This window comes from Janibacter indicus (assembly GCF_900176385.1).
Lineage (GTDB): Bacteria > Actinomycetota > Actinomycetes > Actinomycetales > Dermatophilaceae > Janibacter > Janibacter indicus.
Map to the genome: position 1 here is coordinate 151679 of NZ_FWXN01000002.1, position 15483 is coordinate 167161.

Here is a 15483-nt window from a genome sequence, read left to right on the forward strand (position 1 = left end):
CCGAAGGGGGAACCGCTGCATGTGGGCAGCGCTGCGTCACCGCAGGGGGCAGGTCATCGCGCTCGCCCTCGTCTCCGCGCTCGTCGCGACGTGTGCTGCCTTCGCCCCGATCTTCGCCCGCAGCATCGACCAGGGTCTGCTGCGGACGCACGTGACCCAGGCCGACGCCGAGCAGACGGCGACGGCGATCGCCTGGCCCCGCACCGCCGACGCGCGTGACGTGCTGCCGGCCGAGGTGGCCGAGCAGGTGCCCACAGAGTTGGCGGCGGTCTCCGGCGAGCCGGTCGAGGTGGTGCGCCAGTCCACCCGGGTGGTGCCCGAGGCCGGCAAGCAGGCCTCGCCCGTCGTGCTGCGATCGCGCACCGGGGCGTGCGACCACCTCGAGGTCGCCGGACGCTGCCCGCAGGCGGCCGGCGAGATCCTCGTGTCAGCGGCCGACGCCAATGCCTGGGGCTGGAAGGCCGGTACCGAGCTGGAGATCCCCGACGACAAGTACCCCGGCCGCTACCCCAACGTCGACGCGGAGCCGCCCCCGATCGACCTCACCGTCGTCGGCACCTACACGGTGCGCGAGGACCCCGAGTACTGGCTCGGCGACCGTCCCGACGGCAAATCCGGGGTGACGACCCCTGACCTGGACAACCTGTCCCTGGTCGACGACCTCATCACCACCGAGGCGACCTTCGAGGGGGTGCTGCCCAAGGCGACGGTGCTCGTCGTGCTGCCGCTCGACCCGCAGGCCGCGACGCTCGACTCCCTCCCTCTGGCTGCGCAGGCCGTGGAGCGGATGCGTGAGGAGCACCCGGAGCTCGACATCGACGACTCCGCCGCAACGCTCGTCGACGGGGTGACCACCGGGCGATCGCAGACGGCGATCATCGTCCCCTTCGTCACGGTGCAGCTGGTGCTGCTGTCCGTGCTCGTCCTCTTCCTCGTGGCCCAGTCCGGCGTCGACCAGCGGCGCCACGACGTGGCCCTCGCCCGGCTGCGCGGCCGCTCCCGTGCCGGGGCCCGCCGACTGCTGCTCACCGAGCTCGTCGTCCCCGTCGTCCTCGGCCTGCCGGTGGGCTTCGTCTGCGCGGTGCTGCTCGCGGTGCTCGTGCGCCGGTCCATGCTGCCGCGCGGCATCCCCTTCGAGATCCCGATCGCGGTCCTGCCGTGGCTCCTCGGGTCCCTCGTCGTCTCCGTGCTCGCCGTCGCCCTCGCGGCGCGGCCGGTGCTGCGCGAGCCGGTCAACGACCTGCTGCGCTCGGTGCGGCCCTCGTCGGCCAGCGGGTCGGTCGTCGTCGAGGTCGTGGTCGTCGTCCTCGCCGTCATCGGCGTGGTCGGGCTCGCAACGGGTGCCCTCAGCGGGCCGGCCGCCCTGGCGACGCCGACCCTGCTCGCCATCGCCGTCGGTGTGCTCGCTGCCCGCATCGTGCCCCGACTCGCCGCCCGCCGTGCCCGCTCCGCCATGCGTCGGGGGAGGGTCGCGGCCGCGGTCGCGGGTCACGCCGTGGCCCGCCGCCCGGCCGCCCGCCGGGTCCTCGTCGTGACGACGGTGGCCACCGCGCTGGCGGTCTTCGGGGCCAATGCCGTCGTCGTGGCCGATCGCAACCGGCTCGCGCGGGCCGAGCTCGAGACCGGCGCCCCGGCCGTCGTGTCCGTCGACGTCGCCACCGCGCCGGAGCTGCTGTCCGCCGCGGGCACCCTCCAGGAGTCGGACATCGCGGCCGCCCCGGTCGCCATCATCCAGCCGCGCGACGAGGACGCCGAGGCGACCCTGGCGACCGACCCCCAGTGGCTGTTCCGGGCGGCCAACCCCGATGCCGTCGCCGACCTCGACCCCCGACCCCTCGCCCTGCCCGACCAGGAGCCGATCGAGGTCCCCGGCCGCACCGCGACCGCGCGCGTCTCGTGGGACCTGGCGAGCGAAGGCAGCGAGGACCCACCCGAGCTGGTCCTCGACCTGACGACGGGCACCGGTGACAAGCGGTCGGCACGGCTGACCACGCTTGGGCCGAAGGCCCGCGGCAGCGCCCGGGTCGACGCCGACCTCTTCTGCACCGACGACTGCCGGGTCGCGGGCATCCGGGTCGCCACCTCGGGCTTCCCCGGCAGCTCCGTCGACGGGACCGTCGAGATCTTCGGTCTCGCCGTCGACGGCAAGCCGTTGCCCGTCACGGGGCCGCGGACGTGGGACTCCGACGCGGCCGCCGCGGGCAGATCCTCGCTGACCGTCACGCCGAAGGGGGACGACCTCCACCTCGAGGTCGCAGCGCTCGACGGCGCGGACGTGACCGCCCACGTCGCCGACGTGCCCCGGCCGCTCCCGGCGATTGCCGCCGGTCCGGACGCCGAGGTCGACGATGTCCGCTCGGTGACCGACGTCGCCGGCGGCCAGACCGAGATCGAGGTCGCGCAGGTCGTCGACGCGCTGCCCGCGGCGACCGACCACGGGGTGCTCGTCTCCCTTCCGGCGCTCGCGCGCACGAGCGGCGAGCTCGACACCACCCGCACGCAGCGCCAGATCTGGCTCGGCGACGCCTCGCCGGCGACGATCGAGCGGGCGCGCGACCTGCTCGGCGACGCCGACGTGCCCGTCCGATCGGTGAGGACGACGGCCGAGGCCGACCGGGTCTACGACCAGTCGGCGTCGGCCTGGGGGCTGCAGCTCGCGCTGCTCGGCGGTGTGCTCGCGGTCGTCCTCGCCGCGCTCGTCCTCGTCGTCCTCGCGATCACCGGGTGGCGCTCCAGCGCCCGCGACCTCGCCGCGCTGCGGGTGAGCGGCGTGAGCTCCCGAGCGGCCGCGCGGGCCCTGCGCACCGAGCACCTGACGAGCGTCGCCGTCGGTGTGGTCCTCGGCGCGCTCTGCGCACTCGCCGGGTCGTGGATCGCGCTGCCCGAGCTGCCGCTCTTCACCACCCCGGCCGCGGTGCCCGTGGCCGATCTCGCGCCGGCGTGGCTCGCGGTCGTCGCCGCCACGCTCGTCGTCGCGATCGTCCTGCTCGTCGTCGCCCGCCTCATCGCCGGGGCGATCGGGAGCCGGGTGCGACTCGGCGCGGCCCAGGGGGAGCCGACATGAGCGGGCTGCCCGTGCGCACCCACGGACTGGTGCACATCTACCGTGCCGAGGGCCACGACGTCGCCGCGCTCTCCGGGGTCGACCTCACCGTCGCCGCGGGCGAGCGGATCGCCCTGCTCGGCCCCAGCGGGGCGGGCAAGTCGACGTTGCTCGCGCTCTTCGGTGGGCTGCTGCGACCGAGCGCCGGCCGGATCCACGTCGGCGACCACGAGCTGTCGGTGATGAGCGAGGCGCAGATCGACGCCTTCCGCTCGGGCGAGGTCGGCATCGTCCTGCAGGGCGCGGCTCGCAACCACCTGCCATGGCTCACGGCTCGGGGCAATGTCGAGTTCGCCCAAGGGGCAGCGCGGCGCACCGGGCGCAGCGTCCCTGCCGTCGACGAGCTGCTCGGCCTGCTCCGGCTCGACGAGGTGGCCGACCAGCCGCTGGAGTCGCTCACCCCCGGTCAGCTCCAGCTCGCGGCCCTGGCCGTCGCCCTCGCCTGCGGGCCGGGGCTCCTCCTCGGCGACGAGCCGACGAGCCAGCTCGACCACGACGCCCGCGACGTCGTCCTCGAGGCGATGGCCGAGGTCGGGCGCACGCTCGGCACGACGATCGTCGTCGTCACCCACGACCCCGACGTCGCCAAGGCCTTCCCCCGCACCGTGACCATCCGCGACGGCCGGGTCGGCGGTGAGGGACGCAGCGGCGAGGAGTACTCCGTCGTGGCCGCCGACGGGTCGTTGCCGCTGCCGCCGCCGGCACTCGAGGCCTTCCCCCCGGGGACCCTCGTGCGCGTGCACCGCACCGACGACGGGGCCTGGCAGCTCCTCGTCGACGAGGAGGAGGAGCGATGAGCGAGGACCTCGTGCTCGAGGACGTCGCGGTGCGCTACGGCGACGTCGTGGCGGTCGAAGGGGTCCGTGCGGTCGCGCACCCCGGAGAGATCACTGCCGTCACCGGGCACTCCGGCGCCGGCAAGACCTCGTTGCTGTGGGCGGTCGGTGGACTGCTCGAGTCAGGCTCGAGCGGGCGGATCCGACTGGGGGAGAGGCAGATCGGTGACGAAGCCGGCTCACGCGATGCCGGTGCCGTGCTCATCCCCCAGGGCAGCGCCCTGGCCGAGGTGCTCACCGCCCGCGACAACATCGCGGTGCCGCTCGTCGCGGCGGGCATGTCCGGTGGCGACGCCGGCGCGGCCGCTGACCGGGCGCTCGCCTCGGTCGGGCTCCACGAGCACGCGGGCCACCTCGCGGAGGAGCTCTCCGGCGGTCAGCGGCAGCGCGTGGCCGTCGCCCGGGGACTGGCGCTGTCCTCCCTTCGCCTGGCGGCGGGGAGCCTGGTGCTGCTCGCCGACGAACCCACCTCGGAGCTCGACCACGACACCCGTGAGCGGGTCGTCGTGCTGCTGCAGGACATCGCCCGCCGGGGCGGGATCGTCCTGCTCGCCACGCACGACCCCGAGGTCGCCGAGGTCGCGGCCGCCCGCTGGCACCTCGACGACGGGCGTCTCCAGACTGCATTGCCGTAGGGCAATGCGGGATCCGGTCTGCATTGCCGTAGGGCAATGCGGGATCCAGACGGCATTGCCGTAGGGCAATGCGAGAGGGGAGGGTCGCGGGCCGCATGTCCCTCAGGAAATGCGAACGGTGTCAGGCGGTGAGCAGGATCTTGCCGATGTGGCCGCTCGCCTCGAGCTCGCGGTGGGCGTCGGCGGCGCGCTCGAGCGGGTGGGTGCCCTGGACGATCGGGCGCACGGCACCGTCCTCGACCAGCGGCCACACGTGCTCGCGGACCGCGGCGACGATCGCCGCCTTCTCCGCAGCGGGGCGGGCCCGCAGCGAGGTCGCGATGACCGCGGCGCGCTTGCTCAGCAGCTTGCCGAGGTCGAGCTCGCCCTTGCGGCCGCCCATGAGGCCGATGACGACGAGCCGGCCCGACGTCGCGAGCAGGTCGACATTGCGGGGCAGGTACTTGGCGCCCATGAGGTCGAGGACGACGTCGGCCCCGTGACCGTCGGTCGCCGCGCGCACCTCCTCGACGAAGTCCTGCTCTCGGTAGTTGACGAGGATCTGCGCGCCGAGGTCGCGGCAGACGTCGAGCTTGTCCTGCGAGCCGGCCGTCACCGCCACCCGCGCACCGGCGGCCGTCGCGAGCTGGATCGCCATCGTGCCGATGCCCGACGACCCGCCGTGGACGAGGAAGACCTCGCCGGGCTGGAGGTTGGCCGTCATGAAGACGTTGGACCAGACCGTGCACGCGACCTCGGGCAACCCCGCGGCCTCGGTGAGGCTCACTCCCTTCGGCACGGGAAGGAGCTGCGCGGCCGGGACCCGGACCTGCTCCGCATAGCCGCCACCGTCGACGAGGGCGCAGACCTCGTCGCCGACGGACCAGCCCTCGACCTCGGGACCGATCTCGCGGATCGTGCCCGATACCTCGAGGCCCGGCAGCGGCGAGGCGCCCGCGGGCGGCGGGTAGTGCCCCAGACGCTGCATGACGTCGGCGCGGTTGACGCCCGCGGCGACCATGTCGACGACCACCTCGCCGGGGCCCGCGGACGGCGCCTCGACCTCGGTGACCTGCAGGACGTCGGCGTCACCGGGCTCGGTGATGGAGATGCCGCGCATCAGGAGACCTTGTCCAGCTCTCCCTCGACGGACTGCATGGCCTCGGGGAGGTGACCCGCGGACTTCTTGTAGAAGCTCGCCGCCTGGCGGGTGGCCATGGTGCGGGCCAGACCCATCGCGAGGCCGGCGAGGGCGGCGAAGGCAATGGCCTCGCCGATGGGGTTCTCCGGGTTGTTGGGGTCGATCGTCTCGCCCTTGCCCAAGCGCGACCACGCGACGGAGATGACCTTGTTGGCGACGATGCCGGCGATGATCGCCGAGCCGGTGCCCAGCACCTTCCAGATCATGTTGCCCACGAGACGTCCTTTCGTACACACACGCTGCGGAGGTGGCGGCGGTCGCCGCCACCCGTTACGTCTCCAACCCTGCCACAGGACGGGCACACCGGACCGCCCGTCGGTCCACTTGGCTATGCTGGCCGGGCACGACAGGGGAGCGCATCAGCGCTGAGAGTGCGGGCGACCGCAGACCCTCGTACCTGATCCGGCTAGCACCGGCGTAGGGAGTCGAGTCTCAGGGACCTCGTCGGCGCACGGCCCGTGGCCGGGTGTCGGCGCAGATCCCTCCCTGTGGAACCCACACAGGAGAAGCATCAGCATGACCACCACCAAGACGCCGGCCGCGTCCCGCGCCGGCACCGTCCTCGCCACCCGCCCCCTCATGGGCTGGCGCACCGTCGACCTGCTGACCGTCGCCTTCCTCGGCGTGGCCTTCGGCGTCGCCTACTGGGGCTACGGACTGCTCTACAACGGACCCATCTCCGCCCTCGGCCTGGCCTTCCAGCCGCTCTTCGGGCTCTTCGTCGGGTTCTGGTTCATCGCCGGCGTCGTCGGCGGACTGGTCGTGCGCCGGCCCGGCGCCGCCATCGCCTGCGAGCTCATCGCCGCGACCGTATCCGCGCTCTTCGGCAACCAGTGGGGGGTCACGACGGTCGTCTCCGGCCTGGCCCAGGGGATCGGCGCCGAGCTGGCCTTCGCGATCTTCGCCTACAAGGCCTTCGGCCCGGCCGTCGCGCTGCTCTCCGGTGCGCTGTCGGCGCCGCTGGAGTGGATCTACGAGATCTACTGGTACTTCGTCGACTGGACCTGGGCGTGGAAGCTCGCCTACCTGCCCCTCATGGTCGTCTCCGGGGTCGTCGTCGCCGGGCTCGGCGGCTGGCTGCTCACCCGCGCGCTGGCGCAGGCCGGTGCGCTCAACCCCTTCCCGCCCGGCCAGGAGGTCCTCGAGCGGAGGGCCGTCTGATCCACGATCGGACGAAGGGGGCAGCCCCCGTGGGCGTCGACGTCACCGGTCGGGGCGAGGTCGTCGTCCGCGACCTCACGTGGCGGCCCGTCGGCCGACGCGAGCCCGTGCTGCGCGAGCTCGACCTCACGCTGCGCCCTGGCGAGCGGGTCCTGCTCGTCGGGCCGAGCGGGTCCGGCAAGTCGACCCTGCTCCGGGCCCTCGCCGGTCTGCTGCTCACCGTCGACTCCGGTGACCTCGTCGGCGAGGTACGGGTCGACGGGGCCGCGCCCGGCGAGCGTCCCGGTGCGGTCGGGCTCGTGCTCCAGGAGCCCGGCTCCGGCACGGTCGCGGCGACCGTGGGGCGCGATGTCGCCTTCGGGTTGGAAAACGTCGGCGTGCCCGCCGGCGACATGCCGGCTGTCGTCGACCGCTGCCTGGCCGCTGTGGGGCTGGGGGACCTGCCGCGCTCGACCCCGACCGGCGCCCTCTCCGGCGGCCAGACCCAGCGGCTCGCGCTCGCCGGTGCCCTCGCCCTCCAGCCCGCCCTCCTCCTGCTCGACGAGCCGACCGCAATGCTCGACGCAGACTCGGCCGCCCGGGTCCGCGACGCCGTCGTCACCGGCGCGGCCGGTCTGACGACGGTCGTCGTCGAGCACCGGATCGAGCCCTGGCTCGAGCACGTCGACCGGGTGCTCGTCCTCGGCCGCGACGGGCGGATCCACCACGACGGGTCGGCCGCCGAGGTGCTGGCCGAGCACGGTGAGACGCTGGCCGCCGACGGCATCTGGGTGCCGGGTGTGCCGGCTCCTGAGCCGCTGACGATCGACCTCGGCCCCCTCGCCCGTGCGGTCGAGCCCCGGGCGACGCTGCTCACGAGCCAACCGCTCGTTGTCGAGCGAGCGCGCAACCACCTCGATGGCAGCAGCGAGGTGACGACCGCGCTCGTCACCGACGCGCCGCTCTCCCCGGCCGCGGGCCGGGCCACCGCGCTCGTCGGACCCAGCGGTGGGGGCAAGTCGACGTGGCTGGCGGCGCTCGGCGGGCTGGTGGCGCCGTCGTCGGGACGGGTGCTCGCCGACGGACGGTCGGTCGGGGACCTGCCCGCCACCGAGATCGCCCACCTCGTCGGGTGGGTGCCGCAGTGGAGCTCCAGCGCGCTGCTCGCCCGCACCGTGCTCGACGAGGTGCTGCTCACCGGCCGCACCCTCGGCACCGCTGACGAAGGGGAGGCCCGTCGCCTCCTCGAGGTCCTCGGGCTGGAGCACCTCGAGCGGGCCGACCCGCAGACTCTCTCCGGTGGCGAGCAGCGTCGGCTGGCCGTCGCGGCCGCGCTGGCCCACGGCCCGGCCGTGGCCCTCGCGGACGAGCCGACGGTCGGTCAGGACCGTGGCACGTGGGCGGCCGTCGTCGGCCTGCTCACCGCCCACCGTGACCGCGGCGGTGCTGTCGTCGCCGCCACGCACGACCCCGACCTCGTCTCACTCGTCGACGAGGTGCGGCAGGTGCGTCCGCCGGAGACCGAGCCGTCCCGGGAGACGCCACGGGCCGTGCTGTCCGCGTGCGGGCCGCTCGCGCTCTTCGCCGCGGCCGCGATCCCCATGGCGGCCGCCGTCCTCTCACCCGGGTGGCGGGTCTCGCTCGTCATCCTGGGCCTCCTCGTACTAGGCGCCGTCGTGGGCCTGAGCAACCTGCCCGGCCGCGGCGCCGGCTGGACCGTCCAGGGCCGGTGGCGCGGTCTGGCGATCCGACTCGTCCCCGCCCTCGTCGGCGGTCTCGGCGTCGGCTGGTCGACCTGGTTGCTCGGGTCACGTGACGTCGAGGTCGCGCTCTCGGCGGCGCTGCGACTCCTCGTCATCGTCGTGCCCTCGGCGATTCTCCTCGCCTTCGTCGACCCCGACGACCTCGCCGACCACCTGGGCCAGCGGCTCCGGCTGCCGGCCCGCCCGGTCGTCGCGCTGGGCGCGGCGTTGCAGCGGGTGCAGACCTTCGGTGCGGCGTGGACCGAGGTCGGCTGGGCGCGACGGTTGCGGGGCCAGGGCGTGACCTGGCGCTCGCCGCGCAGTGTCGTGGCGCACCTGTGGGCCTCGACCTTCGGGATGCTGCTGCGCTCGCTCGGTTCCGCGGCCACGCTCGCCGTGGCGATGGACGCTCGTGGCTTCGCCGGCGCCGGTCGGCGCACCTGGGCCACCCGGGCCCCGTGGCGCGCGGCCGACACGGTGGTCGTGCTCGCCTCGCTCGTGACGGTCGTCGTCGCGCTGCTCGCCCGCTGACCGCTCAGCAGGAGCCCTTGATGTCCTCCTGCCAAGCGATCCGCCAGGCGTCGGCGTTGGGCCAGCTGCGGTTGAGCACGTGGAAGCTCACCGGTCGTGGCCCCTTGCCCTCCGAGCCCTTGACCTTGGTCCCGGAGGCGTTGACGAGGTGGGTGCCGCTCTCGTCGATGCAGGCCCTGACCTTGACGAAGGGAGGGATGGCCGTGCCCTTGATCGGGGCCGGGTCGAGGTCGATCTTCGTCGCGGTCGGGTCACCCACGAGCTTCGTCTCGCCCTGGCGGGTCTGCTTGTCGACGGTCAGCTCGGCCGCGTCGGCGAGGATGGCCGTCGCCTCGGTGCCCTCGGCGAAGCCGATGGAGGCCTCGGTGGTGTAGTGGTCGGGCTGGGCGAGGATGGTGTTGCGGCCGCTCACCCACTGGTAGACGCGCTGACGCGCGCGGTCGGAGGCGACGTCGTCGGCGTCCACCGACGTCGTCTGGCTCTGGTCGACGAGGTCGGGTGGCAGGTGCTCGTCCTCACGATCACCGTCACCGCAGCCGGCGAGGACCACCCCGATGGCCAGCACCACGGCCAGGTGCCCTCCGCGACGGGGTCGGGTCACTTGTTGACCACCTGGTTCTCGCCGATACGGATCCACAGCGACTGCTTGAACTCGGTCTGCATGCGGCCTTCGCCGTTGGCATCCCGGTAGTTGATGTTCCAGTAGGTCGTGATGCGCACGAGGTAGTTACCGGGCTTCTTGTACTTGTGACCGCAGTCGGGCGTCTGCTCGGCCTTGCGCCGGGCGAAGGGCTCGCTCTTGCCGCAGGTGATCGACGTCCCGTCGCCCATCTCCCACTTGACGTGGGTCACGCCGGCGTCGACGTAGTAGCCGGTGTCGGGGTCCTCGACGAGCGGCGGGTCCCACTGCGAGTCGAACAGGGCGCGGGGCCACATCCACACGTTGAGGCCGACCGGCGCCATGCGGTACCCGTCGAAGCGGGCGTGCATGGGGACGGGGCTGGGCGCCAGACCGGGGTACATCGCCCGGAAGCGCGTGCCGACGGCCGTCTCGAGGTCCTCCTGGAGGTCCTGGGGGTTGTTGGTCTCCGGCGGCTCCTCCGACCAGAAGGAGTCCCGGGGGATGAGGACATTGCCCTCGTCGTTGAGGCCGGTGCACGTGTAGAGCTTTGCGCCCTCGCGGTAGCCCGGGTGGTCGGGACCCGGCTGGTCGGTCGCCTCGATGACGTAGCACTGCCGAGCGTTGCTCCACGAGCCGGCGACGGCGTCCTCGCAGGGCACGCTCTTGTACTCCGGCGCCCCACGGTGGCAGGCCGGTCGCCCGCCACCCTTGCCGCCGCCGGTGCCGTCGGACTTCTCCCCGCCGAAGACGATCCGGCAGTTGGCCCGCAGGCCGAAGTTGCGGCAGATGTTGGCGTCGCTGTCGGGCGCGGCCGACAGGGAGAGGGCGAGGAAGAGCAGTGTCACGCCGAAGGTGGCGAAGAGGCGCTCCCGGGTCAGGACGCGGGTCAGGGTCGTCATCGCTGTGGCCTCCTCAGACCGCGTGATGGGTGGTCGTGGGGGTCTGCGAGGCGGTGAGCTCGGGGAGGGTGGCGAGCAGCTCGCGCGACGCGGGCTCGAGGACGCCATCGGCCAGCCGGCCGCAGTCGGCCAGGCCGAAGGCCGCGGCATCGCGGGCGACCGGGTCGCCGAGCTCGTGGGTGGCCAGCAGCTGCAGGCGCCACAGGGCCTCGACGCCGGGCTCGACCGTCAGGCCGACCACGGTCGCGTCGTGCGCGGCCGCCCAACGCCCCTCCATGAGCCGGCGGCGGGCCAGCTCGGTCGCCGCAGTGGTGATGGCGAAGATCATCTGCGAACGCAGCGCCTGCGCCCAGACGTAGTGCCGCGGGTGCACCCCGGCGAAGGGGCGTCCGCGAACCAGACCGAGGGCCTGCTCGAGGTGCTCGGTGCCGGCGGTCGAGGGGTCGGCGGGCACGAGTCCCTGCCACAGCGACCAGTCGCTCGCGATCGTGCGGGCCGCGACCAGACCGCCCTGCGGGGTCTCGTCGGGACCCAGCCAGGAGCCGAGCCCGGCGAGCGAGCTGTCGCGCACGCGCGAGTGGTCGTGCACGGCGCGGTTGGGCCACATGGCGTCGTCGATCTCGGTGCCCGTCGCCTCGGGATGCGTGCTGAGGTAGGCCGCGAGCTCGGTGAGGCGCATGCGGTGGGCGGGGGTGACGTCGCCGACGTTGTCGATGTCGACCGGGCCGAGCAGTCGCAGCACCGGCTCGTCGGTGGGCGCGGCGAGCTCGCGGACCCGCTCGGGGAAGGCGATGACCGGGGGCAGCGGGGTGCCCGGGGTCGGCGTGATCTGGTTGGACAGCCACCCCGGGGTGGTCCCCTGGGCGGTGATCTCGAGGCCGGCGGTCCGGCTCACCGTCGCGACGTCCTCACCCGGGGCGAAGGGGGTGTCCCCGGACGGGGTGTTGACCGGGGTGTTCCACCGGACCTGGGTGCGGCTGCCGCTCTCGTCGTCGATCTGGGAGCGGCGCACGGTCGGTGCGTCGTCGAGCAGGTCGTCGCCGGGGTCGACGGTGACCTCGGGCGTGGCGGCCGCGACGGAGGCGAGCGTCGGCTCGCCCTCGGCGGGCGCCCAGACGTCGTCGGAGGGGGCCACGAGGTCGAAGAGGAAGCCGATGCGGGCGGCGTCCTGCGCACTCAGCCGCTCGGGCCGCACCTGCAGGTAGGCGGGGGAGAGGACAGCCGCGTCGGGGTCGTCGCCGATGAGCAGGGCGTCGGCGCCGTCGGCGATGGTGCTCGCGGAGTGCGCCAGGGCCACGCGGGGCGAGGACGCGACGGCCTTGTCGAGGCGACGACGGTCGCGCGCGTCGAGGTCGCCGCTGACGACGATCACCTCGCGGGCGGTCGGGTCGATCTGCACCTGCACCGAGAGGGTGTAGGTGGCCATGTCGGGGACGAAGCGCACCCGCGACGAGCCGATGACCTGCTCGAGCTCGGGGTGGCCGCCGATGACCGTGACGGTCGTGGCATCGGCCCACGGCGAGGTGGCGAGCGAGAGCGTCATGGCCGCGAGGGTGTCGCGGGTGCGGGAGCCGTCGCCGACGACGGCGAAAGTGCGCGCATCGGCGAGGTTGACCAGGACGTGGGCCTCCTCGTCGTCCTGCCCGACGGCCACGAGCGCGGGGAAGGGGGCCGGCTCGGTGACGAGCATGCCGGGGTCGAGGGTCATCGCCCGGTCGACCGCGAGGGTCCACAGGCGCGGGTCGGCGGTCGAGGTCCACGGGGCGGGCAGGCGCATCGGGTCGGCGAGCTGCACGTCGAGCTGCGAGCGACCGACGCGCACCGAGCGCAGCCCCGGCAGGGCGCGGCCGGCCTCGCGGGCGGCCACCGCGATGTGCCGCAGCGCGATGTCGACCGTGTCGATCGTGTGGACGTCGGCGACGAGCGCGAGCTCTCGCTCGAGGTCGGTCGCGTCGGCCTCGTCGGGGCGGGTGAGCCGGCCGGCCCGACGGCGGCGAGCGAGGTCGAGGAGGGAGAGCAGGCCGGCCGCGGTGAGTCCGGACAGGCCCAGGACGGTGCTGCCCCACTCGTCGGCCGGGTCACCGAGGACGACCGGGTCGGTCGCGCCCTCGTCGGTGTCACCGACGGGCGCCACAGTGGCCGAGGAGCCGACCCCCGCAGCCCCGGACGCGGCGCCAGTCACCGAGACGGCCTCGGCGCGGTCCGCCGCGTCGGAGTCCGCCCCACCGGCGGCGTCCGCGTCGGGAGTGCTGGGCGTCGTGGAGGCATGGGAGGGCGTCGACGGGGCGGCATCGGCGCTCGCCGCTGCGGCGTTGGTGCCGCCCGGGACCTGCAGCTCCCAGCCGGGCTGGATGAGATCGGGGTCGGTGAGTCGTCCGCCGTCGGGCTGCTGCTCGGTTCCGGTCGCCTCGACGATCTCGGTGTAGCGGCTGCCGTCGCCGAGCTCGTCCTCGGCGATCTCCCAGAGGGTGTCGCCCTGCTCGACCGTGTGGGTGTCGCCGTCAGCAGCAGGCGCTGGCGACTCGTCGGGCAGCTGGAGCTGCTGGCCGGGCGAGATCCAGTTGGAGGCCGGGATCGTGTCGCGGTTGAGCTCGAGGATCTCGGTGTAACGGGCGCCGTCGCCGAGCTGGGACTCGGCGATGGACCACAGGCTCTCGCCCTGGGCGACCTCGTGGGTGATCGTCGCGCGCTCGCTCGTCGGGGCTACGGAGTCGGTCTCGGCCGTGGCCGCAGCATCGGCGGCGACGGCGGCGACGGCCCCGCCGGCAAGGGTGGTGCTCGCGGTCGTCGCGTCGCCGGAGCCCGGCGCGGGAGCGGCGTGCGCGGTGCCGGCCCAGGTGCCCACGGTCGGGATGGTGATGAAGAGCAGGGCAGCGGTGCCGACGATGTAGCGGGCGATGCCCTGGGGCAGCGAGAGCCCCGGCAGCCGTGGCACGTCGACGCCGAGGAGTCGCGCCCCGATCTCGAGGACGATCGACAGCGTGATGAAGAGCCACGCGAGCCAGGCGGCGTAGCGGAAGATGACGAGCAGCACGGACCCGTCGTCGGGGGAGGTGACGGCCTCCCAGATCTCGGCTGGGGAGGCCCACCGGTCAGGGACCGGGCCCGCGCCGATCTGGAGCAGCAGCCACGGGACGCCGACGAGGAGGAGGACGACCCCGACGAGGGCGAGCAGCCCCTTGGCCCTACTGGCAGGCGCCGAAGGCGTTGACATCGGGGTCGTACTCCTCTCCCTTGCCGTCCGTGCGGTACTGGTAGGCGCTGCCGGTGCCCTCGACCTCACGCGGGCCGACGCCGAGGATGCCCAGGAAGATCGGCTCCCAGGTGCGGGTGGCCTCGACCGTGACGGTGTGCCCGCCCTCGGTGACCCGGACGTCGGTGAGCGTGACGTCGGTGGTGTGGGTGGCCACGAACTCCTCGGCCGCGGTCTGGGCCTGGTGCTGCGGGACGGTGATCTCGGCACCCCAGATGGCGCACCCCTTGTTGATCGACTGCCCGGCGTAGCGCGCCGTCTCGGCGGCGACGTCGTTGGCCTGCTGCATCGCGCGGACCTGACCGCCGCCGTCGACGACGAGGCCGACGAGCGGGATCGTCGCGAAGACCGCGGAGACGAAGTAGGTGCTCAGCGAGCCGCGCTCGTCGCGCAACCGGGCGAGGATGCGGGGGGCCGGTCGGTGCATCAGCGCTCCCGGTAGGCGTCGATGGGGCTGCTCGCGGTCGCCGAGACCTGGTGGCTGCCACCCACGCCGGGCAGGGCCAAGTCGGCCAGGGCGACGTCGCACGTCACCGTGGCGGTCACGACGAGCCCGGTCACACCGGGGTCGGTGTCCTTGCCCGAGGTGTCGAGCTGGATGTCCATCGAGTCGCACGTCAGGTCCTGCTCGGCGAGGAAGGCCTCGGCTGCCTCGAGTCCGCGCTCCTCGGCGTCGCTGCCGCGCTCGATCGACGCTGCGCGGGCGGCCTCGCCGGCGGCGGACTGGATCGACTGCTGCGCGATGGCGAGTCGGCCGCCCATGACGAGCATGGCGATGAGCAGGCCGAAGGCGGGGGCGAGGATGACCATCTCGATGCTGGCCGAGCCACTCTCGCTCCGCAGCCGTCGCCGGTGGCTCACCACGACGGCCTCTCGGTGCGGTCGATGCCGCTGCCCTCGAAGTCCTCCACCCGGGTGAACTCCTCGATCGCGCGGGTCGAGGACTGCGAGACCTGAGGGTCCCACCCGGGGATGATCGACATCGTCGTGCCGGTGACCCGGACGGTGACGGTGCCGTTGCCGCGGTCGCGGGTCACCTCGACGTCGGGGCTCTCGAGCAGGCCGTCACCACCTGCGCGAGCGGCGAAGTCGAGGGCTGCGCTGCGCCCGTGCTCGTCGGTCTGCTCGTAGCCGGCGGCCCCTCGGGCGCCCTCCTGAGCGGAGGCCAAGGCGACGGTGCGGCCCTGGTAGTAGACGGCGCCCTGCACGGCGAGGAAGAGCAGGCTCAGGGCGAGGGGGAGCAGGACGACCATCTCGAGGGACAGCGCACCGCGGTCGGAGCGCCACCGCTCCGGCCTACCGTGCTGTGCCCTCCGGGTGATCAAGGTGCCTTGATCTCCTGGCTCTTGCTGCGAACGAAGGTCGTGATGGCGCCGATGACGATGACCGAGATGGTGATGACCGCGACGGCCCACAGCACCTGCTCGATGGTGACCGAGCCGCGCTCGTCGCGGGCGCGGTTGATGACATCCGTCTGGTCGCCGAAGTAGTCAAGGACCTGTGCGCCCAAGACCTGGAGGGCGGCGAAGAACTGGATCATGT

General features: G+C 73.6%; 14 protein-coding genes and 1 riboswitch. Of the genes, 5 read left to right on the forward strand and 9 right to left on the reverse strand.

From position 1 onward, the window contains the following. Window positions 1-19 precede the first annotated feature (19 nt). The 3 genes from B9B60_RS02545 to B9B60_RS02555 are packed head-to-tail and all read left to right on the forward strand — an operon-like array spanning window position 20 to window position 4574. The gene (locus tag B9B60_RS02545; protein WP_084449724.1) at window positions 20-3064 is read left to right on the forward strand and encodes an FtsX-like permease family protein; all 3045 of its coding nucleotides are present in this window, start codon (window positions 20-22) and stop codon (window positions 3062-3064) included. Continuing rightward, window positions 3061-3900, forward strand: a complete 840-nt coding sequence (locus B9B60_RS02550) for an ABC transporter ATP-binding protein (protein WP_084449725.1) — start codon at window positions 3061-3063, stop codon at window positions 3898-3900. The genes B9B60_RS02545 and B9B60_RS02550 overlap by 4 nt, the downstream gene beginning before the upstream one ends. Then, complete coding sequence (locus B9B60_RS02555; RefSeq protein WP_084449726.1) at window positions 3897-4574, forward strand: ATP-binding cassette domain-containing protein; 678 nt, start codon at window positions 3897-3899, stop codon at window positions 4572-4574. Before B9B60_RS02550 ends, B9B60_RS02555 begins: the two co-directional genes overlap by 4 nt. A 121-nt stretch (window positions 4575-4695) precedes the next feature. Here B9B60_RS02555 and B9B60_RS02560 read toward each other — a convergent pair whose 3' ends face one another. Together B9B60_RS02560 and B9B60_RS02565 are read right to left on the reverse strand one after the other, a co-directional pair. Then, window positions 4696-5673, reverse strand: a complete 978-nt coding sequence (locus B9B60_RS02560; protein WP_084449727.1) for an NAD(P)H-quinone oxidoreductase — start codon at window positions 5671-5673, stop codon at window positions 4696-4698. After that, entirely contained in the window at window positions 5673-5960 is a 288-nt protein-coding gene (locus tag B9B60_RS02565; protein WP_234993718.1) for a DUF4235 domain-containing protein, read from the reverse strand. Before B9B60_RS02565 ends, B9B60_RS02560 begins: the two co-directional genes overlap by 1 nt. Window positions 5961-6092: 132 nt before the next feature. Further along, window positions 6093-6195, forward strand: a riboswitch (TPP riboswitch). Window positions 6196-6270: 75 nt separating this feature from the next. Between B9B60_RS02565 and B9B60_RS02570 the strand changes: the two genes are divergently transcribed. Together B9B60_RS02570 and B9B60_RS02575 are read left to right on the forward strand one after the other, a co-directional pair. Then, on the forward strand, window positions 6271-6915 hold the full coding sequence (locus B9B60_RS02570) for an ECF transporter S component (protein WP_084449729.1): 645 nt from the start codon (window positions 6271-6273) through the stop codon (window positions 6913-6915). Window positions 6916-6944: 29 nt separating this feature from the next. After that, window positions 6945-9167, forward strand: a complete 2223-nt coding sequence (locus B9B60_RS02575) for an ATP-binding cassette domain-containing protein (protein ID WP_084449730.1) — start codon at window positions 6945-6947, stop codon at window positions 9165-9167. Window positions 9168-9171: 4 nt separating this feature from the next. Here B9B60_RS02575 and B9B60_RS02580 read toward each other — a convergent pair whose 3' ends face one another. Genes B9B60_RS02580 through B9B60_RS02610 form a run of 7 tightly spaced genes read right to left on the reverse strand, consistent with a single transcriptional unit; the run spans window position 9172 to window position 15481 of the window. Then, window positions 9172-9768: a hypothetical protein gene (locus tag B9B60_RS02580; RefSeq protein ID WP_159451135.1), complete on the reverse strand. Its 597-nt coding sequence runs from the start codon at window positions 9766-9768 to the stop codon at window positions 9172-9174. Next, window positions 9765-10688, reverse strand: a complete 924-nt coding sequence (locus B9B60_RS02585) for a PKD domain-containing protein (protein WP_084449732.1) — start codon at window positions 10686-10688, stop codon at window positions 9765-9767. The genes B9B60_RS02580 and B9B60_RS02585 overlap by 4 nt, the downstream gene beginning before the upstream one ends. Before the next feature lie 13 nt (window positions 10689-10701). Next, window positions 10702-13902, reverse strand: coding sequence for a LysM peptidoglycan-binding domain-containing protein (locus B9B60_RS02590; protein ID WP_084449733.1), 3201 nt, complete (start codon window positions 13900-13902; stop codon window positions 10702-10704). Further along, window positions 13874-14368 (reverse strand): hypothetical protein, encoded by a 495-nt coding sequence (locus B9B60_RS02595; RefSeq protein WP_084449734.1) that lies wholly within the window; start codon window positions 14366-14368, stop codon window positions 13874-13876. The genes B9B60_RS02590 and B9B60_RS02595 overlap by 29 nt, the downstream gene beginning before the upstream one ends. Continuing rightward, on the reverse strand, window positions 14368-14802 hold the full coding sequence (locus tag B9B60_RS02600) for a TadE/TadG family type IV pilus assembly protein (protein ID WP_234993706.1): 435 nt from the start codon (window positions 14800-14802) through the stop codon (window positions 14368-14370). Before B9B60_RS02600 ends, B9B60_RS02595 begins: the two co-directional genes overlap by 1 nt. Then, window positions 14799-15266: a TadE/TadG family type IV pilus assembly protein gene (locus tag B9B60_RS02605; RefSeq protein ID WP_143445401.1), complete on the reverse strand. Its 468-nt coding sequence runs from the start codon at window positions 15264-15266 to the stop codon at window positions 14799-14801. The genes B9B60_RS02600 and B9B60_RS02605 overlap by 4 nt, the downstream gene beginning before the upstream one ends. Beyond that, complete coding sequence (locus B9B60_RS02610; protein ID WP_200811129.1) at window positions 15263-15481, reverse strand: hypothetical protein; 219 nt, start codon at window positions 15479-15481, stop codon at window positions 15263-15265. The genes B9B60_RS02605 and B9B60_RS02610 overlap by 4 nt, the downstream gene beginning before the upstream one ends. Window positions 15482-15483 lie beyond the last annotated feature (2 nt).

What these genes read in the sequence shown, in the direction of transcription:
- B9B60_RS02595 (WP_084449734.1), bottom strand. Translation starts at nt 14,368, where the DNA reads ATGCACCGACCGGCCCCCCGCATCCTCGCCCGGTTGCGCGACGAGCGC.
- B9B60_RS02565 (WP_234993718.1), bottom strand. Translation starts at nt 5,960, where the DNA reads ATGATCTGGAAGGTGCTGGGCACCGGCTCGGCGATCATCGCCGGCATC.
- B9B60_RS02590 (WP_084449733.1), bottom strand. Translation starts at nt 13,902, where the DNA reads ATGTCAACGCCTTCGGCGCCTGCCAGTAGGGCCAAGGGGCTGCTCGCC.
- B9B60_RS02545 (WP_084449724.1), top strand. Translation starts at nt 20, where the DNA reads ATGTGGGCAGCGCTGCGTCACCGCAGGGGGCAGGTCATCGCGCTCGCC.
- B9B60_RS02570 (WP_084449729.1), top strand. Translation starts at nt 6,271, where the DNA reads ATGACCACCACCAAGACGCCGGCCGCGTCCCGCGCCGGCACCGTCCTC.
- B9B60_RS02555 (WP_084449726.1), top strand. Translation starts at nt 3,897, where the DNA reads ATGAGCGAGGACCTCGTGCTCGAGGACGTCGCGGTGCGCTACGGCGAC.
- B9B60_RS02610 (WP_200811129.1), bottom strand. Translation starts at nt 15,481, where the DNA reads ATGATCCAGTTCTTCGCCGCCCTCCAGGTCTTGGGCGCACAGGTCCTT.
- B9B60_RS02550 (WP_084449725.1), top strand. Translation starts at nt 3,061, where the DNA reads ATGAGCGGGCTGCCCGTGCGCACCCACGGACTGGTGCACATCTACCGT.
- B9B60_RS02585 (WP_084449732.1), bottom strand. Translation starts at nt 10,688, where the DNA reads ATGACGACCCTGACCCGCGTCCTGACCCGGGAGCGCCTCTTCGCCACC.
- B9B60_RS02560 (WP_084449727.1), bottom strand. Translation starts at nt 5,673, where the DNA reads ATGCGCGGCATCTCCATCACCGAGCCCGGTGACGCCGACGTCCTGCAG.